The sequence below is a fragment of the Streptomyces bluensis genome (assembly GCF_014650715.1).
GTDB classification, from domain to species: Bacteria; Actinomycetota; Actinomycetes; order Streptomycetales; family Streptomycetaceae; genus Streptomyces; species Streptomyces bluensis.
In genome coordinates, this window is sequence record NZ_BMVM01000024.1 from 73,009 (window position 1) to 90,729 (window position 17,721).

17 protein-coding genes are annotated in these 17,721 nt (G+C 70.2%); 9 read left to right on the plus strand and 8 right to left on the minus strand.

The window, feature by feature from the left end:
* The first annotated feature begins 63 nt into the window (after window positions 1–63).
* Window positions 64–582, plus strand: coding sequence for a SixA phosphatase family protein (locus IE262_RS35605; RefSeq protein ID WP_134040671.1), 519 nt, complete (start codon window positions 64–66; stop codon window positions 580–582).
* A gap of 122 nt (window positions 583–704) precedes the next feature.
* Here the strand turns inward: IE262_RS35605 and serB are convergent, their stop codons facing one another.
* Both serB and IE262_RS35615 read right to left on the minus strand, forming a co-directional pair.
* Window positions 705–1,916, minus strand: coding sequence for a phosphoserine phosphatase SerB (serB, locus tag IE262_RS35610; RefSeq protein WP_134040670.1), 1,212 nt, complete (start codon window positions 1,914–1,916; stop codon window positions 705–707).
* A 130-nt stretch (window positions 1,917–2,046) separates the two neighbouring features.
* On the minus strand, window positions 2,047–3,738 hold the full coding sequence (locus IE262_RS35615) for a streptophobe family protein (RefSeq protein ID WP_189879589.1): 1,692 nt from the start codon (window positions 3,736–3,738) through the stop codon (window positions 2,047–2,049).
* A gap of 240 nt (window positions 3,739–3,978) precedes the next feature.
* Here IE262_RS35615 and IE262_RS35620 point away from each other — a divergent pair, with 240 nt between their 5' ends.
* On the plus strand, window positions 3,979–6,555 hold the full coding sequence (locus IE262_RS35620; RefSeq protein ID WP_189879592.1) for an FHA domain-containing protein: 2,577 nt from the start codon (window positions 3,979–3,981) through the stop codon (window positions 6,553–6,555).
* Window positions 6,556–6,659: 104 nt separating this feature from the next.
* Here IE262_RS35620 and IE262_RS35625 read toward each other — a convergent pair whose 3' ends face one another.
* Both IE262_RS35625 and IE262_RS35630 read right to left on the minus strand, forming a co-directional pair.
* Window positions 6,660–7,766, minus strand: coding sequence for an S-adenosylmethionine:tRNA ribosyltransferase-isomerase (locus IE262_RS35625; RefSeq protein ID WP_189879594.1), 1,107 nt, complete (start codon window positions 7,764–7,766; stop codon window positions 6,660–6,662).
* On the minus strand, window positions 7,763–8,458 hold the full coding sequence (locus tag IE262_RS35630; RefSeq protein WP_189879596.1) for an SDR family NAD(P)-dependent oxidoreductase: 696 nt from the start codon (window positions 8,456–8,458) through the stop codon (window positions 7,763–7,765). The genes IE262_RS35625 and IE262_RS35630 overlap by 4 nt, the downstream gene beginning before the upstream one ends.
* A 242-nt stretch (window positions 8,459–8,700) precedes the next feature.
* On the opposite strand from IE262_RS35630, the gene IE262_RS35635 reads away from it, so the two are divergent.
* The 3 genes from IE262_RS35635 to chpE all read left to right on the plus strand — a co-directional run bounded on the left by IE262_RS35635 (window position 8,701) and on the right by chpE (window position 10,897).
* Window positions 8,701–9,846 (plus strand): GAF domain-containing sensor histidine kinase, encoded by a 1,146-nt coding sequence (locus IE262_RS35635; protein WP_189879597.1) that lies wholly within the window; start codon window positions 8,701–8,703, stop codon window positions 9,844–9,846.
* A complete protein-coding gene (locus tag IE262_RS35640; protein ID WP_134040665.1) occupies window positions 9,839–10,480 on the plus strand; it encodes a response regulator in 642 nt (213 codons plus the stop codon). The genes IE262_RS35635 and IE262_RS35640 overlap by 8 nt, the downstream gene beginning before the upstream one ends.
* A 168-nt stretch (window positions 10,481–10,648) precedes the next feature.
* Window positions 10,649–10,897, plus strand: coding sequence for a chaplin ChpE (gene chpE / locus IE262_RS35645; RefSeq protein ID WP_134040664.1), 249 nt, complete (start codon window positions 10,649–10,651; stop codon window positions 10,895–10,897).
* Between the two features lie 193 nt (window positions 10,898–11,090).
* Here the strand turns inward: chpE and IE262_RS35650 are convergent, their stop codons facing one another.
* Complete coding sequence (locus tag IE262_RS35650) at window positions 11,091–11,879, minus strand: Rv1486c family protein (protein ID WP_189879599.1); 789 nt, start codon at window positions 11,877–11,879, stop codon at window positions 11,091–11,093.
* Window positions 11,880–12,049: 170 nt separating this feature from the next.
* Between IE262_RS35650 and IE262_RS35655 the strand changes: the two genes are divergently transcribed.
* The 3 genes from IE262_RS35655 (at window position 12,050) to IE262_RS35665 (ending at window position 14,483) form a co-directional block, all read left to right on the plus strand.
* A complete protein-coding gene (locus IE262_RS35655) occupies window positions 12,050–12,841 on the plus strand; it encodes an ABC transporter ATP-binding protein (protein ID WP_131571900.1) in 792 nt (263 codons plus the stop codon).
* A gap of 119 nt (window positions 12,842–12,960) precedes the next feature.
* Window positions 12,961–13,392, plus strand: a complete 432-nt coding sequence (locus IE262_RS35660) for an NfeD family protein (RefSeq protein WP_134040662.1) — start codon at window positions 12,961–12,963, stop codon at window positions 13,390–13,392.
* A gap of 131 nt (window positions 13,393–13,523) precedes the next feature.
* Window positions 13,524–14,483 carry an SPFH domain-containing protein gene (locus IE262_RS35665; RefSeq protein WP_134040661.1) on the plus strand — a complete coding sequence of 320 codons (960 nt, stop codon included), beginning with the start codon at window positions 13,524–13,526 and terminating at the stop codon, window positions 14,481–14,483.
* A gap of 109 nt (window positions 14,484–14,592) precedes the next feature.
* Here IE262_RS35665 and IE262_RS35670 read toward each other — a convergent pair whose 3' ends face one another.
* From IE262_RS35670 to IE262_RS35680, 3 genes are all read right to left on the minus strand, one after another.
* Entirely contained in the window at window positions 14,593–15,099 is a 507-nt protein-coding gene (locus tag IE262_RS35670; RefSeq protein ID WP_189879601.1) for an HNH endonuclease, read from the minus strand.
* Window positions 15,100–15,265: 166 nt separating this feature from the next.
* Window positions 15,266–15,805, minus strand: coding sequence for a YbhB/YbcL family Raf kinase inhibitor-like protein (locus IE262_RS35675; protein WP_189879603.1), 540 nt, complete (start codon window positions 15,803–15,805; stop codon window positions 15,266–15,268).
* A 41-nt stretch (window positions 15,806–15,846) separates the two neighbouring features.
* Window positions 15,847–16,629: a sporulation protein gene (locus IE262_RS35680; RefSeq protein WP_134040658.1), complete on the minus strand. Its 783-nt coding sequence runs from the start codon at window positions 16,627–16,629 to the stop codon at window positions 15,847–15,849.
* Window positions 16,630–16,802: 173 nt separating this feature from the next.
* On the opposite strand from IE262_RS35680, the gene IE262_RS35685 reads away from it, so the two are divergent.
* Entirely contained in the window at window positions 16,803–17,444 is a 642-nt protein-coding gene (locus tag IE262_RS35685; protein ID WP_189879605.1) for a DNA-3-methyladenine glycosylase, read from the plus strand.
* Window positions 17,445–17,721: the final 277 nt, after the last annotated feature.

Here is a 17,721-nt window from a genome sequence, read left to right on the forward strand (position 1 = left end):
AGGACGCAGCGTCGCTCTCAACTCCCTGCGCCCCATGGCGTGTTTCATGCGAAGCTGGGACGCATGAGCGTCGCAGAACCCCGCAGGATTGTTCTCTTCCGGCATGCGAAGGCCGACTGGCCACAGGTGACCGACCACGAGCGGCCGCTCGCCGACCGGGGCCGTATGGACGCCGCCGTCGCCGGCCGCAAGCTGGCCGACTCCGGCATCCCCTTCGATCTGGCCCTCTGCTCCACCGCGGTCCGTACCCGCGAGACCTGGAAGCTCGCCGTCCAGGAGCTGCCCCATCGGCCGAAAACGGTCTATGAGGAGCGGATCTACGAGGCCTCGCCCGGCGAGCTGATCGAGGTGCTCAACGAGCTCCCCGACGACGCCCAGAACATCCTCCTGATCGGCCACAACCCCGGCGTTCAGGGCCTCGCCGACATCCTGGCCGGCCGCTCCGAGAGCGACGCCCGGGAGCGGATGAGCCGCCGTGGCTTCCCCGCCGCCGCCTTCGCCGTGCTCTCCATCGACGGCACCTGGAAGACCCTGGAGCCGGGCGTGGCCGCACTGCTCGACTACTGGGCGCCCACGGAGTAAGGGCACCCACCGAGCGACGAGGGCCCGGCACCCCATCGGTGCCGGGCCCCTTCATGACATCTCCGGACGGCCTCTGTACGGCCCCGTACGGCCTGCTCGTGCGGTACGGCGTCCCAGACGCGTCAGACGTCCTCGTCGTGCATGTCCGCCGCCTCGACCTCTTCCCGGGTCACACCCAGCAGGTAGAGGACCGTGTCGAGGAAGGGGAAGTTCACCGCGGTGTGCGCGGCCTCCCGCACCACCGGCTTGGCGTTGAAGGCGACGCCCAGCCCGGCCGCGTTCAGCATGTCCAGGTCGTTCGCACCGTCACCGATCGCCACCGTCTGCGCCAGCGGCACGCCCGCCTCGGCCGCGAAGCGCCGCAGCAGCCGCGCCTTGCCCGCCCGGTCCACGATCTCGCCGACGACCCTGCCCGTGAGCTTGCCGCCGACGATCTCCAGCGTGTTGGCCTGCGCGAAGTCGAGCCCGAGCCGCTCCCTCAGATCGTCCGTGACCTGGGTGAACCCACCCGAGACGACCCCTACCTGGAAGCCGAGCCGCTTCAGCGTACGGATCAGTGTGCGCGCCCCCGGCGTGAGCCGTACCTCGCTGCGTACCTTCTCCACCACCGAGGCGTCGAGCCCTTCGAGGAGCGCCACGCGCGCGTGCAGTGACTGCTCGAAGTCCAATTCGCCGCGCATCGCGGCCGCCGTCACCTCGGCGACCTCCTTCTCGCACCCGGCGTGGGCGGCGAAGAGCTCGATCACCTCGTCCTGGATGAGCGTCGAGTCCACGTCCATGACCACCAGCCGCTGGGCCCGCCGGTGCAGCCCGGCCGCCACCACCGCCACATCCACGCCCAGCGCCGCCGACTCGGTCACGAGAGCCGTTCGCAGCGTCTCCGGCTCCGTACCCGACACGGCGAACTCGACCGCGGTCACCGGGTACTTGGCGAGCCGGAAGATACGGTCGATGTTGCCGCCGGTCGCCGTGATCCGCGCGGCGATGCGGGCCGTCGACTCGGCGGTCAGCGGGTGCCCGAGCACGGTGACGAGGGAGCGCCCGAGGCCACGCGGACGGTTGTCGCCGAGCCCGGAGATGATCTCCGCCTGCATCTTCATGGACTCCGCCCAGTTGTGGACGGTGGCCCGCAGATCGCCCTCGCGCCCGCCGGGCGGCAGGGTCACGAGTGCGCACAGCACCAGGCGGCCACGGGTGACGACCTGCTCGATGTCGACGACGTCGACGGAGTAGTCGGCGAGGGTGTCGAAGAGCCCGGCCGTGATGCCCGGCCGGTCCCTGCCGAAGATCTTGACGAGGAGAGTGGGGGCGTCAGAGGTCTGCGAAGCGCTCATGGTGTTCCCACCGTATCCGGCACGCAGTGCCCGTCGCCTCCGAGGTCCGCCCAGCGGACGGCGAACACTGGGTTGCGGGCGGATGACGTACGCCTGGACCGTGGGCGCCGTGACCCGGATGCGCGGCGCCTCAACGCCCCCGTGGCGGCGGCTCCGGCCGGTCGCGGGAACTCGACCGGGGGCGCTGCGGAGGCCGCCTCGGTGGCGGGGGAAACGGCCGGGACACCGTGGGTCCCCCGTACACGTCGGTCTCCTGCTCAGACCCCGCGGCGCCGGGCGGCGGCGCACCGCCGGACCGATCCCCGCCGTCGGGCTGCGCGGCGCTCCCCGAGGCCGACCGCCCGTCCCCAGGCCTCCGTGGACCTTCGGGCAGCCCCAGGTACGGATTGGTGTCCGGGTGCCGCGGCCGGTACGGCGCACTCGGCGCGTAAGTCCCGGCCCCGGCGCCCGGGGACGTCGCAGTGCCCGGCGCAGCCTCCACGTCACCCCGCGCCCACGGCAAGGCGTTGCGTCCCGCCGCCCCGCTCGCGCACGCGAGCAACGCCCCGGTGGCCCCGGCGCCCGCACCCCACAGCGCCCCCAGCGGCAGCGCCATCCCCAGGTTCCCGTGGAGCTCCATGCCTGCCCCGAACGCGCCGAAGCCGAGCACCGACAGCGAGGCGTCCACGGACACCTCCGTCAGCCAGGCCAGCAGCGGCAGTATCAGCGCCGTCGCGACCCCGAGCCGAAGTGCGCAGCGCCCCACGAACCCGAGCGGACCCCCGCCTGGTCCATCCGCACCGGGCGGCCTTCGTCCAACGACGGCGGACGAGTCCCGAACGCAAGACGTATGAGACGTATAAGGCGTACGCACGGCGGTCAGTACGCCCGCGAACAGCATCATGAGGGCCGCCCCCGCCCCCAACCACCAGACGTTTCCGTCCAGTTCGGCCAGCCGGCCGAGCGTGACGCGCCGGCCGGAGTCGGCGTGGAGCAGCTCGTCGAGCGGGCCGGGCAGCAGGGCGGCCAGTTCACCGGTGGCCCGGCCGTTCCACGGCACGAAGAGACCGATCGGGATGCCCAGCCAGACCCCGTTGGGCGCACCCAGCAGCGCCGCGCCCGCGATCCGCTCGGGGTTGTCGTCACCGATCGCCGCGTACGCCGCCGCCGCGAGGCCCGCGAGGACCGCCATCAGCAACATGCTGATCAGGGCGGACACGGCGGGCCGTACCACCTTGTGCACCGTGGCCCAGCCGGGCGGCAGGGGAGTGTGGCGGGAGGTGAGCAGAGCGATCACCAGGACGCCTGTGCACCAGATCAGACCGCCCAGCAGCGTGGGCGCGGTGTTCACCGTGAAGCCGATCCTCGACCTGACGTCCGCGAGGTCGCCGAGCCGGTCCATGCCGCTGTGACCGGCCCGGGCGATGCCGCCCAGCACGGCGGCGAACAGCACGAGCAGCGCGCCCGCGCGCGCGAGGAGTTCGGCGGGCGCGATCACAGTCCCAGCTCCGCGCAAGGACCGCAGGAAGAACCACGACAGCAGGACCGCCCCCACGAGCCCCACACCGAGTGGCGAAATCTCGATGGCGGTGGTCGCATGCGCTCCTTCCAGGCCAAAGAAGGAGACACCACCCGACGGGGTGACGGAACCACCCACACCAAGGGCCACAACCGCGGCGGTCATCGGCCCGAGCGGGCCCGCAGAGTCCGCTTCGAGCAGACGCAGACCGAGCGCCGCCGTCCCCGCCATTCCGATCAACGCCCAGCTCACGGCGGCGATCGCGGAGAGCAGGACATCGCCCCAGGGGATACCCCGGGCCTGCTGCGAGGTACCGGTGCTCATGGTCGGACCCCCGATCAGCCCCGCGGCGTTCCACCGCAGATATCCCCCTCGCGTCGGATTACCACTCTCCGGCCCGGTTTCAACCCCGTCAACGGGACCGGTCGACGCCCTGGTTCGCAGGCTTCGCAAGGCCCGGCTTTCAGTCAGGGGGCCGAGCCTGAAATAGTTCCACCCGATGTTCGACATCCCTAGACTCCCCGCGACGGGGGTAACTCGGGGGACAACTCAGTGGGGCATGGAGTGCCGGAACTCGTACTGGAATCCAATGGACAAACCTGGACGCTCGACCCGTCCAGGTCATACACGCTCGGACGCGATCCACAGGGAGACATCGTGTTCGACGACGCCAGAGTCTCCTGGCGTCACGCCACGATCAGCTGGAGCGGCCGGAGTTGGGTCATCGAGGACCACGGCAGCACCAACGGCACATTCGTGCAGGGCCAGCGGATCCACCACCTGGAGATCGGCCCCGGCTCGGCCGTGCACCTCGGCAACGCGACCGACGGCCCGCGCCTGAGCCTGAAAGGCTCGGCCGCATCCGTGGCGACGCCCCAGGTACAACAGCAGGTACAACAGCAGGCACAACATCAGGTACAGCCGCAGCAGCCGTACGCGGCTCAGGGCGCGAACCCGGCGTGGGCGGCCCACCAGGCGGCACCGCCGCAGTCCGCACCGCCGCAGTCCGCACCCCAACAGGGCTGGCAGCAGCCGCAGGTCCCGCACCAGCAGGGTCCGGCCGGGGGCCACGCACAGCAGGGGCCTGGTGGTGTCGCGGGGGCGCCACCGGTCTACGGCGACCGCAGCCCGACCACGTTCCACCAGCTGGCCCTCGGCCGCGTCATGCGCATAGGCCGTGCGCTGGACAACGAACTCGTCGTCTCCGACCTCCAGGTCTCACGCCACCACGCCGAGTTCCACGCCACGCCCGACGGCCGCTACGAGATCCGCGATCTCGGCTCGCACAACGGCACGTTCGTCAACGGCGTGCCGATCGCCAAGAGCGGCTCGGCGCTGCTCGGCCCGAACGACATCGTCGGCGTCGGCCACTCCACGTTCCGTCTCGTCGGCGACCGCCTTGAGGAGTTCGTCGACACCGGTGAGGTCTCCTTCTCCGCCCGCCATCTGACGGTCACCGTGGACGGCGGCAAGCAGATCCTGAAGGACGTCTCCTTCGGCGTCCCCGAGAAGTCGCTGATCGCGGTCATCGGTCCGTCCGGCTCCGGCAAGTCGACGCTGCTGAAGGCCCTCACCGGTTACCGCCCGGCCAACCAGGGCGACGTTCTCTACGACAACCGGAACCTGTACAAGCAGTTCGCCGAGCTGCGCCAGCGCATCGGTCTGGTCCCGCAGGACGACATCCTGCACAAGGAGCTGACCGTCAAGAAGGCCCTCAAGTACGCGGCCAAGCTGCGCTTCCCCGCCGACACCACGGCCCAGGAGCGCGAGGCCCGCATCGACGAGGTGCTGCGCGAGCTGAAGCTGGACATCCACAAGGACAAGAAGGTCACGTCCCTGTCCGGCGGCCAGCGCAAGCGTGTCTCCGTGGCCCTGGAACTGCTCACCAAGCCGTCGCTGATCTTCCTGGACGAGCCGACCTCCGGTCTCGACCCGGGCATGGACCGCGACGTCATGCAACTGCTGCGCGGCCTCGCCGACGACGGCCGTACGGTCCTCGTCGTCACCCACTCGGTGGCCGAACTCGCGCTGTGCGACAAACTTCTGGTGATGGCGCCCGGCGGTGCCGTCGCCTACTTCGGTCCGCCGGAGGAGGCCCTCAACTTCTTCGGCTACGGCACGTGGGCCGATGTCTTCTCCGCCTTCGAGAACTACCGCGACTACGACTGGGCGGGCCGCTGGAAGGGCTCGCAGCACTACCAGATGTACGCCGCGGACATCGACGCCGTCGCCCCGCAGTCCGTACACATGCCTCCGCCACAGCAGATGCGCCAGCCCAAGCCGCAGGGCTGGGGCTCACAGCTGCTGACCCTGGTCCGGCGGTACGTGTCGGTCATCGCCTCCGACAAGGGCTTCATGGCCCTGATGCTGATCCTGCCCGCCGTGCTCGGCGCGGTCAGCCTGCTCATCGAATCCGGCAACGACCTGCTGCCCAACGAGCCGCGCGCGGGCGGTCTGCGGGCGCCCAACGGCACCGCCACCACCGTCCTGCTGATCCTCGCCGTCGGCGCCTGCTTCGCCGGCGCGGCCAACTCCGTCCGTGAGCTGATCAAGGAACGGGTGATCTACGAACGGGAACGCGCTACGGGCCTGTCCCGCTCGGCCTACCTGATGTCCAAGGTCATCGTGCTCGGCATGATCACCATGGTCCAGGGCCTGATCGTCGGCGGAATCGGCTTCGGCGCGCGCGAGGTCCCCTCGGAGGGCCTGGTCCTCGGCACCCTCACCAAACTGGAGCTCTGCCTGCCGATCATGGCGCTCGGCTTCACCGCGATGATGTTCGGTCTGGTGATCTCCGCGCTGGTGAAGACGGCCGAGAAGACCATGCCGCTGCTGGTGATGTTCTCGATCATCCAGGTCGTCTTCACCGGCTGTCTCTTCACGCTGAACGGCGCCGTGGGCGTCAACGAGTTCTCGTACCTGATGCCGTCCCGCTGGGCCGTCGCCGCGGCGGGCGCCACGCTGGACTTCAACCTGGTCAACCCGAACAAGGACGACCCGACCCAGACCGACCCGCTGTGGGACCACACGGTCGGTGTCTGGACCCTGGACATGATCGCCCTGATCGCCATCGGCGCGATCTGCGGCGTCCTCGTGGCCCGCTTCCTGCGCCGCCACGAGCCGGAAGTCATGCGCAAGTAGTTCCCGGAAACCGGTCCCGGCACGGGCAGGGCGGCACCCCACCGGGGTGCCGCCCTGCTCCGTTCACGAGACCCGAGTAGGGCTCACAGCGCCCGGGGACCGTCTCACCAGCAGTCGCTGCTGTCCTGCGCTGTGTGAGATCCCTCCTCGGGGAGAATGAGGTGCACGTCCCCGAACTCGTGCCACAGGTAGCGCCCACGCAGCGCCCCCTCGTACGCCCGGTCGACCGCCGCCCGTCCCGCGACCGCCTCCAGCATCAGCAGATGCGAGGCCTCCGGCTCGTGCAGTCCGGTCAGCAGCCCGTCCACCACCCGCACCCCGCGCTCCGGGGTCACCACGAGGCCGGTCCAGCCCTCCGTGGCCCGCACCACCCCGTCGGGCCCGGTCGCCGACTCCACGGCCCGCACCGCGGTCGTACCCACCGCGAGGATCCGCCCCCCACCGGCTCCCGCCGCGTTGATCAGCCGGGCCGACGCCTCCGGCATCGCGAAGCGCTCCGGGTACGGCGGCTCGTGCGCCTCCGCCGACGCCACCCCCGTGTGCAACGTGACCGGCGCGAACTGCACGCCCCGGCTCACCAGCTCCGCCACCAGACGCGCGGTGAAAGGCCGCGCCGCACTCGGCATCTCCGCACTGCCGGCACCGTCGGCCGACGGCAGCGCGAACACCGTCTGGTACGCCGACAGCGGCTGGTCCCGTTCCGTGTACGCGTACCGTATGGGCCGCCCGTGCTCCCGCAGCAGCCCCGGCACGTCCGGACCCTCGTCCGGCCCCGTGGGGGCCGACACCCGCGCCCACCACAGCCGGGCACTGTGCGCGCTCAGCGGCTCCTCCAGCACCAGCCCTACGTCCCCGGGCAGGCGCACCACAGTCCCGGCGGGCCCGCCCGCACGCGCGCGCGTGGTGCCCGTCCCGTCCGGATCCCGCAGCTCGACGGCCCATCGTCCGTCATCACCCCACGTCGAGAAGTGCACCACCACGCGCGCGTGCCCCACATGACCGTCCACAGCGGCCGCCAGCGTGGGGGAGGTGTTGACGACGAGCAGGTCCCCGGCCCGCAGCAGCCGCGGCAACTCCACGAACTCGTGATGCGACACCTCCGTGCCGCGCGAGACCAGCAGCCGCACCGCGTCCCGGTCCAGGCCGGGGCCGCGCTGCTCGGCCGGCACCCGCGCCGACAGCTCATCCGGCACCCGCAGCGCGGTCGTCATCGACCCTCCAGCAGCGACGGCGCACCGTAGCGGCCACTGGCCGGCCGTTCGTCGATCAGCCGCAGGAAGGCCGGTACGACGCCGGCGGGCTCCGGCCGCGGATCGTCGTCGTCCGGTACGGCCGCCGCGTACAGGTCCGTGGCCATGTCCCCGGGATCGACCGCCCACACCCGCAGCCCGGGCTCCTCCTCGGCGAGCACCGCCGACAGATGGTCCAGCGCCGCCTTGGACGCCCCGTACCCGCCCCACGTCTCGTACGCCTCCGCGGCCGCGTCCGAGCTGACGCCGATGACCGCGCCCGCCCCGGCGGCCCGCAGCAGCGGCAGCGCCTCCTGGACGAGACCCAGCGCCGCGACCACGTTCACCTCCAGCGCCCGCCGCAGCCCCTCCAGCGGCAGCTCGTCCAGCCGTACGAGCGGTTCGGCGCCCAGCGCGCTCGCGTTGTTCACCAGCAGATCGACACCGCCCAGCCGACGTGCCGCCGCCACCAGCGCGGCCCGGTGCCCGGCGTCCGTGACGTCCCCCGCCAGGGCCTCCACCCGGGTGCCGTACGCCGACAGCTCCTTCGCCGTCCCCTGGAGCACCTCCGCGGTTCTGGCGTCGAGCACCAGGTCCCAGCCGCGCTCCGCCAGGGCAGCGCCGAGCGCCCGCCCCAGCCCCTTCGAAGCCCCTGTGATGATCGCTACTGGCATGTCATCCGTCCCCTCGTCCCATGACCGCCGCTCCCGGCGCGTGTTCCCGGCCGCCGACCGCCCCCAGGCGCCGGCCACCGATCGCTCTCGGCGGACGCCTTCACCGTAGGAACCGGGCCGTCCCGCCCGCCTCGTGCGCGGGCCGCAACGCACCAGGGCCCTTCGCCCTAGGGCTCGCGGCCCAGGTGGAGGCCGTCACAGGTCCGATCCGCGGTGTCACACCCCGCCGGTACCGTGAGGTCATGAGTCACGGTCCACGGTCCGGCCTCGCCGCGGTGAGTTCCGCGCTGCTGGCCATGAGCAGGCACCTGGAGGTGCGCGACGTCCTCAAGACGATCGTGGCCTCCGCACGCGAGCTGCTCGACGCGGAGTACGCGGCACTGGGCGTGCCCGACGACCACGGGGGCTTCGCCCAGTTCGTGGTCGACGGCGTCAGCGACGAGCAGTGGAAGGCCATCGGCCCGCTCCCGCGCCAGCACGGCATCCTGGCCGCGATGCTGCACGAGGCCAAGGCGGAACGCCTGGCCGACGTGCGCAAGGACCCCCGATTCGAGGGCTGGCCGAGCGCCCACCCCGACCTGGCCGACTTCCTCGGCCTGCCCATCCGTGACGGCGACGAGGTCATCGGCGCCCTCTTCCTCGCCAACAAGCGGTGCCCCAAGCCGGTGGGCGGCTGCGGATTCACCGGGGAGGACGAGGAACTGCTGTCGATCCTCGCCCAGCACGCCGCGATCGCCCTGACGAACGCGAGGCTCTACGAGCGCAGCCGCGAGCTCACCATCGCCGAGGAGCGCTCCCGCCTCGCTCACGAGCTGCACGACGCCGTCAGCCAGAAGCTCTTCTCCCTGCGTCTGACCGCCCAGGCCGCGGCCGCCCTGGTCGACCGCGACCCGGGCCGCGCCAAGGGAGAGCTCCAGCAGGTGGCCACGCTCGCCGCGGAGGCCGCCGACGAACTGCGCGCCGCCGTGGTCGAGCTCCGCCCCGCGGGCCTCGACGAGGACGGTCTCGTCGCCACCCTGCGCACCCAGGTCCACGTCCTCGACCGCGCCCACACCGCGCGCGTGACCTTCACCAGCCGCGGCGTCCGCGCCCTGCCCGCCGCACAGGAGGAGGCCATGCTCCGCGTCGCCCAGGAGGCCCTGCACAACGCGCTGCGGCACTCGGGGGCCGAGCGGGTCGAGGTGACCCTGGAGCGGCGCGACGGCACGGCGGTCCTGCGCGTCACGGACGACGGCAGCGGCTTCGAACCGGCGACCGTACGCCGCGCCGGACGCCACCTCGGCCTGGTCTCCATGCGCGACCGGGCGAGCGGGGTCGGCGGCCGCCTGACCGTGGAGTCGGCGCCCGGAAAGGGCACCACGATCGACATGGAGGTCCCCGGTGGCTGACACAATCAAGGTGCTGCTCGTCGACGACCACCAGGTGGTCCGCCGCGGCCTGCGCACCTTCCTGGAGGTGCAGGACGACATCGAGGTCGTGGGCGAGGCGTCCGACGGTGCCGAAGGAGTCGCCCGCGCCGAGGAGTTGAGGCCCGACATCGTCCTCATGGACGTCAAGATGCCGGGCATGGACGGCGTCGAGGCCCTGCGCAGGCTGCGCTCACTCGACAACCCCGCGCGTGTGCTGATCGTCACCAGCTTCACCGAGCAGCGCACGGTGGTCCCGGCCCTGCGCGCCGGCGCCGCCGGATACGTCTACAAGGACGTGGACCCCGACGCGCTCGCGGGCGCCATCCGGTCGGTGCACGCCGGGCACATCCTGCTCCAGCCGGAGGTGGCCGGCGCGCTCCTCTCCCAGGAGGAGGCCAACTCGGGCCAGGGCAGGGGCGGTTCACTCACCGAGCGGGAGCGTGAGGTGCTCGGCCTGATCGCGGACGGCCGCTCGAACCGCGAGATCGCCCGCGCCCTCGTCCTCTCCGAGAAGACGGTCAAGACCCACGTCTCGAACATCCTGATGAAGCTGGACCTGGCCGACCGCACCCAGGCCGCGCTGTGGGCGGTCCGCCACGGTGTGACGGGATGACCAGTGGGATTGATGGCATGAGCGGCAATTCAGAAGGTTACGCTCCGGGCTGAGATTCATACCGTCGTGTGTATGTCCCCCGGATGGCGTATCTCCTGCCGGGCCCGGGCCGTTTTCCAGGGCGTGCTGCGGCGACTTGCCGCAGCGATCGCCAAGGAGGACTGAGAAGTGAAGAACCTGAAGAAGGCCGCTGCCGTCACCCTCGTGGCCGGTGGCCTGGTTGCCGCCGGTGCCGGTATGGCTTCCGCGACCGACGGTGGGGCCCACGCGGGCGGCAAGGCCATCGGCTCGCCGGGCGTGCTCTCGGGCAACCTCGTCCAGGCTCCGGTCCACGTCCCCGTGAACGCGGTCGGCAACTCGGTGAACGTCATCGGCGTCCTGAACCCGGCCTTCGGCAACCTGGGTGTCAACCGCTGAGGTCTGCCCCGACCCATCAGTGACCACCGGCCTCCCAGAGATCCCTGGGAGGCCGGTCAGCCATATCCAGCCCATGCGGCGTTTGAGGACGAGGCCGTTCAGGCAGACTGCGGGGGTCTGGTGGCGCAGCCTCCAGGGATGGGACGGGTAGGGGCGGCGGGGGCGAAACATCTCCGTCCGGCGCCGCTCCGCTTCAGCGCACCCCCCGCTCCCGCTCCTCCACAACGGAGTTGTACGCCGCCACCTGCGCCCGCCGAGCCGTCCGCTCCACGGGCCGAAGGGCCGACGCCCGCGCCGCCATCTCCGAGGCGCTCACCGCACCCCCGTGCCCCCGCTCGTACGCCACCGAGATCAGCAACCCCACTCGCTGGGCCAGCTCCAGCACCCGTACCGCACGCGGCGGATACCCCGGCGCCAGCACCTCACGCCCACGCTCGGACCGCGCCCGGTAAGCGTCGATCGCCGCCTCCGCCACCGGCCCCGAGGCCGCCACGTCCAGCCGCGACAGCACCTCCGTCGCCTCCCGCAACGCCTCCGCCAGCTCCCGCTCGGCCTCCCCGAGGGACGGCACGTCGGCCGGCGGAGCCTCCCGCACCGCCAGACAGTGCCAGACGACCTCCACGTGCACATCGCCGTCGGGCCCTGCCTCCTGTACCTCCGGCACCAGCCCCAGAGCGGCCCCGTGACAGATCACCGCCTGCTCCGCGTCGAGCGCCCGCGCATTGAACTCCGGCGGCCCGCTCAGCCCCAGCGGATGCCCCGGAGCGGGCAGCGCCACCCGCAACCCACTCGCACCGAGCGACCGCAGCCGCCCCAGTGCCAGCGTCAGACCGACCGGCCCCGACTCCCCGGGCAACCCGTCGACCCGGTGCACGGCATCCTCCCCGACGATCGCGAGCACCGCGTCATCCGGTGAGACAAGTCCGGCCAAGAGGGCATTTCCCCATGCGGCGAGGCGTCCTGAACGTGGTTCCGAGAGCATGCTCCCCACCCTAAGGACCGACCGATGGGATGGAGCGCCGGGCCGGTGGCGTAGATTTCCCTGGGGGCCGCGCACCACAAGGCGAGGGCGGCGCCCACAGGCGTACGTGACAGCCGAGACCAGGCCGACATCCGAGACAGGCCGACACTGCAAGGGGAGACAGCGCGCTCATGAGCGATGTTCTGGAGCTGGAGGACGTATCCGTGGTCCGCGAGGGCCGGGCTCTGGTGGACCAGGTCTCCTGGTCGGTCAAGGAGGGCGAGCGCTGGGTCATCCTCGGCCCCAACGGCGCCGGGAAAACCACTCTCCTGAACCTCGCCTCCAGCTACCTCTTCCCCAGCAAGGGCACCGCCACCATCCTCGGCGACACCCTCGGCAAGGTCGACGTCTTCGAGCTGCGCCCGCGCATCGGCGTGGCGGGCATCGCCATGGCCGAGAAGCTCCCCAAGCGCCAGACCGTCCTGCAGACCGTGCTGACCGCCGCCTACGGCATGACGGCCACCTGGAACGAGGACTACGAAGAGGTCGACGAGCACCGCGCCCGCGCCTTCCTCGACCGCCTCGGCATGACCGAGTACGTGGACCGCAGGTTCGGCACCCTCTCCGAGGGCGAACGCAAGCGCACCCTCATCGCCCGCGCGCTGATGGTCGACCCCGAGCTGCTCCTCCTCGACGAGCCGGCCGCCGGCCTCGACCTCGGCGGCCGCGAGGACCTCGTACGCCGTCTCGGCCGCCTGGCCCGCGACCCGATCGCGCCCTCCATGATCATGGTCACCCACCACGTCGAGGAGATCCCGCCGGGCTTCACCCACGTCCTCATGATCCGCCAGGGCAAGGTTCTCGCGGCCGGCCCGCTGGAACTGGAGCTCACCTCGCGCAACCTCTCCCTCTGCTTCGGCCTCCCCCTGGTCGTCGAACAGGTCGGCGACCGCTGGACCGCCCAGGGCCTGCCGCTGACCTGACCACCAAACCCTCGCATCCGCCCGAGAGTTGGACCACCCGGCCCCACAACCCGGGCTGGACTGCCACAACTTGATCAGGCGCTCTGTCCGCGGGACCGTTGCGGTCCTACCATGGCCATGTGGACAGCATCGACGCATGGGTATGGTGGCTGGTCGGCGCAGCCGGGCTCGGGGTCGCGCTCGTCGTGACCGCGATGCCGGAGCTGGGCATGCTCGCTGTAGGCGCCGTCGCAGGCGCCGTGACCGCGGGGCTCGGTGGCGATGTCGTGCTCCAAGTGGTCGTGTTCGCCGTCGTCTCGACCGCTCTCATCGCCGTCGTACGACCCATCGCGGCCCGGCACCGCTCCCAGAGGCCCCAACACTCCACGGGCATAGACGCGTTGAAGGGCAAGCACGCCGTCGTACTGGAACGAGTCGACAGCAGAGGCGGCCGGATCAAGCTCGCCGGGGAAGTCTGGTCGGCACGCGCTCTCGACGCCGCACAGGCCTACGAGGTGGGTCAGGAAGTGGACGTCGTGGACATTGAGGGCGCCACGGCGATCATCATGTGATCTCGCACGACGGAACTGGGCCGAAGGCCCACCTGGGAGTCTGTGTTCTGTCAGACTCGTCCAGCAAGATCTTCAACAAGCATAAGATCCTCCCGAAGCGCCGAAGCGGAGAAGGGTACGGGGAAGCCACGATGGGACCGATCGTCATCGTCCTGATCATTCTGGTGGTGTTGGTCTTCATCGCGTTGATCAAGACCATCCAGGTCATCCCACAGGCCAGCGCCGCCATCGTCGAGCGCTTCGGCCGTTACACACGGACACTCAACGCGGGCCTGAACATCGTGGTCCCGTTCATAGACACCATCCGCAACCGCATCGACCTGCGCGAACAGGTCGTCCCGTTCCCACCCCAGCCGGTGATCACCCAGGACAACCTGGTCGTCAACATCGACACCGTCATCTACTACCAGGTGACCGACGCACGCGCTGCCACCTATGAGGTCGCCAGCTACATCCAGGCGATCGAGCAGCTCACCGTCACCACCCTCCGCAACATCATCGGTGGCATGGACCTGGAACGGACCCTGACCTCCCGCGAGGAGATCAACGCGGCCCTGCGAGGAGTCCTCGACGAGGCCACCGGCAAGTGGGGTATCCGCGTCAACCGCGTGGAGCTCAAGGCCATCGAGCCCCCGACCTCCATCCAGGACTCGATGGAGAAGCAGATGCGCGCCGACCGTGACAAGCGCGCCGCGATCCTCACCGCCGAAGGCATCCGCCAGTCGCAGATCCTCACCGCCGAAGGTGAGAAGCAGTCCGCGATCCTGCGCGCCGAGGGCGAGGCCAAGGCGGCGGCCCTGAAGGCCGAGGGTGAGGCCCAGGCCATCCGTACGGTCTTCGAGTCCATCCACGCCGGAGACCCCGACCAGAAGCTGCTCTCCTACCAGTACCTCCAGATGCTGCCGAAGATCGCCGAGGGCGACGCCAACAAGCTCTGGATCGTCCCCAGCGAAATCGGAGACGCCCTCAAGGGCCTCTCCGGAGCCATCGGCAACTTCGGCCCGATGACCGGCGGTTCAGGCGGCCCGGGCACGGTCCCCGCCCCGGCTTCCGGAATGGAACGCCGAGAGAAGCCGTCCATCACGGACTGAGGGGTCCCGCGCCCCGAAAGGGGCGCGGGGCTGTATCGATATGCGGCTGCGCCGCGTGGGCGCGACCAGCCACGAACGGCCCGCAGTTTCCCGCCGACCTCACGAATCCCTACGCAGCGGACTGACCCAACCAATCCGGCAGAGCCTCAAGGTCGTCCCGGCCGAGCGCCAGCAACATCGCATCGGCCGGCGTCGGCTCGAACGGCTGCCGCAGCAGTGGCATACCCGCCTGCTCCGGAGTACGGTCCGCCTTGCGGTGGTTGTCCTCCGCGCACGAGGCCACCGTGTTCAGCCACGTGTCCTCACCGCCCCGCGACCGCGGCACCACATGGTCCACGGTCGTCGCCCGCCTGCCGCAGTACGCGCACCTGTGACGGTCGCGCACCAGCACCCCCCGCCTCGACCATGGAGCTTGTCTTCGGAACGGCACCCGTACGTACCTGCAGAGTCTGATCACCCGGGGCGCCGGTATGTCGACCGCGGCTCCGCGCATGCGCAGTTCGGGGTGGGTCTGCTCCACGACGGCCTTGTCCTGCAGCACCAGCACGACGGCGCGGTTCAGCGTCACCGTCGACAGCGGCTCGAAGCTCGCGTTCAGTACCAGCGTGTCCCGCATTCCAGCCCACCTCCTGTGCACCGCCCACCCCCTGGCGGGCTTGGATCAACTCTGGCCGGGCACGCCGAGATGGACAACGCAATAAAAATGCCCGCCTCTGATCAATTCCAAGACCAGAGGCGAGCAAACGTTCAATGAACGTCAGTCTGCGGCAATCCGCATCAGCTCAGCTGTCGGCGACAGCCTCGTATTCACCGATCAGCTGAGCTCGCGCCAGCGTGTGGAACCGCAGATTGAACCCCACCACCGCGGGCGAGGCGTCCGAGTCCGGGCCGAGCTTCTCCTGGTCCACGGCGTACACCGTGAACACATAGCGGTGCGCCGGGTCTCCGGGCGGCGGTGCGGCACCGCCGAAGTCCTTCGTCCCGTAGTCATTGCGCGCCTGCACCGCGCCCTTCGGAAGCCCCTCGAACTTGCCCGTGCCCGCGCCCGCCGGCAACGCCGTGACGGAGGCGGGGATGTCGAACACCACCCAGTGCCAGAACCCGCTCCCGGTCGGGGCATCCGGGTCGTAGCACGTCACGGCGAAACTCTTGGTCTCCGGCGGGAAGCCCTCCCAGCGCAGCTGCGGCGAGGTGTTCCCCGCCGCGTAGACCTGAGCGTCCTTCAGCGTCGCCCCCGGTTCGACGTCCTCGCTCGTGACCGTGAACGACGGCACGACCGGATGAAAGTCATGGGGGAGCGGCGGCCTGCTGGGCTCGGTCACCTCGGTACCTCCTGGTGGGTTGGAATCGCTCGTTCCTGAGCCTAGAACCAGTTGCGCCTGCTGCCGACCTCGGACAGCCACTGGTTCAGATAGGCCGTCCAGTCGGTGCCCTGGTAGTTGTTCAGCCCCACCTGGAAGGAGCGGAAAGTGTCGCTGCCCTCGCTGAACAGACCCGGCTTCTTGTCCATCTCCAGCACGACGTCCATCTCGTGCTCGTCCGCCACGAAGCTCAGCTCGACCTGGTGCAGGCCGCGGTACTGCTGCGGCGGGAGGAACTCGATCTCCTGGTAGAAGGGCAGCCTCTGCCGCGTACCCCGGATGTGCCCGCGCTCCAGGTCCGCGTTCTTGAAGCGGAATCCCAGCTGGATGAAGGCATCCAGGAGCGCCTGCTGCGCCGGCAGCGGGTGCACGTTGACCGGGTCCAGGTCACCGGAGTCGATGGCCCGCGCGATCTCCAGTTCGGTCGTCACGCCGACGTTCATCCCACGCAGCGCCTGACCCTCGATCATCGTGATCGGCGTCTCCCACGGGATCTCCAGACCGAACGGCACGGCGTGCACCGCCTCGGCCTTCAGCTCGAAGGCCCCACCGAGCCGGACCTTGAAGAACTCGATGTCCTGCTTGTACTCCGTGTCCTGGCCCTCGACCTCGACCTTGGCCTGCAGCCCGACCGACAGCCCCTCAATCTGCTGGTCCACCGAGCCGCCCTGGATACGCACCTCACCCTGGACGACGCCGCCCGGTACGACGTTGACCTCGGTCAGCACCGTCTCGACCGAAGCACCACCGGCTCCCAGGCTCGCGAGCAGCCGCTTGAACCCCATGTCTCTTCCTCCCCAGGCAACGCCTGTGCCGTCTATGAAGCCCTGTTCCGTACGGATCCTTGATCCCTAGAAACGCGATCCAGCCGCGACCGGTTCCGCGCCCTTACCCTTCCAAGGCGGACGCCACCCGACGACCCGTCGGTACCCACCCGTCTGGACTACGCTCGTACGCCATGATCGCGACCCCCGACCGTACGCCCCTCACCCGTGAGTTCTTCAACCGACCCGTCCTTGAGGTCGCACCGGACCTCCTGGGCCGCGTCCTCGTACGCACCACCCCGGACGGTCCGATCGAACTCCGCCTCACCGAGGTCGAGGCATACGACGGCGAGAACGACCCCGGCTCCCACGCCTACCGTGGCCGCACAGCCCGCAACGAGGTGATGTACGGTCCGCCCGGCCACGTGTACGTCTACTTCACCTACGGGATGTGGCACTGCATGAATCTGGTGTGCGGCCCGGAAGGCCGGGCGAGCGCGGTACTGCTGCGGGCCGGTGAGGTCATAGTGGGCGCTGAACTCGCCCGCAAACGTCGAATCTCGGCCCGGAACGACAAGGAACTGGCCAAAGGTCCGGCCCGCCTGACCATGGCCCTGGGCGTGGACCGGGCCCTCGACGGTGCGGACGCGTGCGCTGCCCCCGACAGCCCCTTCGCCACCCTGACCGGCACTCCCGTAGCCCCCGACCAGGTACGAAGCGGCCCCCGCACCGGCGTCGCGGGCGACGGAGGCATCCACCCCTGGCGCTACTGGATCGGCAACGACCCCACGGTGAGCCCATACCGGGCGCACACCCCCCGCCGCCGCCGAACTTGACGCGTCCCCGCGAGATCCGTAGCGTAGCCCGAGCCGCTTGAACCGGGTACTGCGTTTGGTCAGCAGCCGGAGGCGGCAACCCCACTACCTACAGCTCCCCTTCAACGGGGGCGAATTCAGTGTGCGCGCATGCCTGAATTCCGTGCCTGCGGAACTCGATTATGAGTTTCCCGAGGGAATCGGCTAACGTAGTGGATGTCGAAAGGCGAAAAGCCCGCCGACAAACTCCCGCCGACTGGGAATCAGGCCCGAAAGGATCTGATAGAGTCGGAAACAC

What these genes read in the sequence shown, in the direction of transcription:
- IE262_RS35605 (WP_134040671.1), top strand. Translation starts at nt 64, where the DNA reads ATGAGCGTCGCAGAACCCCGCAGGATTGTTCTCTTCCGGCATGCGAAG.
- serB (WP_134040670.1), bottom strand. Translation starts at nt 1,916, where the DNA reads ATGAGCGCTTCGCAGACCTCTGACGCCCCCACTCTCCTCGTCAAGATC.
- IE262_RS35615 (WP_189879589.1), bottom strand. Translation starts at nt 3,738, where the DNA reads ATGAGCACCGGTACCTCGCAGCAGGCCCGGGGTATCCCCTGGGGCGAT.
- IE262_RS35625 (WP_189879594.1), bottom strand. Translation starts at nt 7,766, where the DNA reads ATGACGACCGCGCTGCGGGTGCCGGATGAGCTGTCGGCGCGGGTGCCG.
- IE262_RS35630 (WP_189879596.1), bottom strand. Translation starts at nt 8,458, where the DNA reads ATGCCAGTAGCGATCATCACAGGGGCTTCGAAGGGGCTGGGGCGGGCG.
- IE262_RS35635 (WP_189879597.1), top strand. Translation starts at nt 8,701, where the DNA reads ATGAGTCACGGTCCACGGTCCGGCCTCGCCGCGGTGAGTTCCGCGCTG.
- IE262_RS35650 (WP_189879599.1), bottom strand. Translation starts at nt 11,879, where the DNA reads ATGCTCTCGGAACCACGTTCAGGACGCCTCGCCGCATGGGGAAATGCC.
- IE262_RS35655 (WP_131571900.1), top strand. Translation starts at nt 12,050, where the DNA reads ATGAGCGATGTTCTGGAGCTGGAGGACGTATCCGTGGTCCGCGAGGGC.
- IE262_RS35665 (WP_134040661.1), top strand. Translation starts at nt 13,524, where the DNA reads ATGGGACCGATCGTCATCGTCCTGATCATTCTGGTGGTGTTGGTCTTC.
- IE262_RS35670 (WP_189879601.1), bottom strand. Translation starts at nt 15,099, where the DNA reads ATGCGGGACACGCTGGTACTGAACGCGAGCTTCGAGCCGCTGTCGACG.
- IE262_RS35680 (WP_134040658.1), bottom strand. Translation starts at nt 16,629, where the DNA reads ATGGGGTTCAAGCGGCTGCTCGCGAGCCTGGGAGCCGGTGGTGCTTCG.
- IE262_RS35685 (WP_189879605.1), top strand. Translation starts at nt 16,803, where the DNA reads ATGATCGCGACCCCCGACCGTACGCCCCTCACCCGTGAGTTCTTCAAC.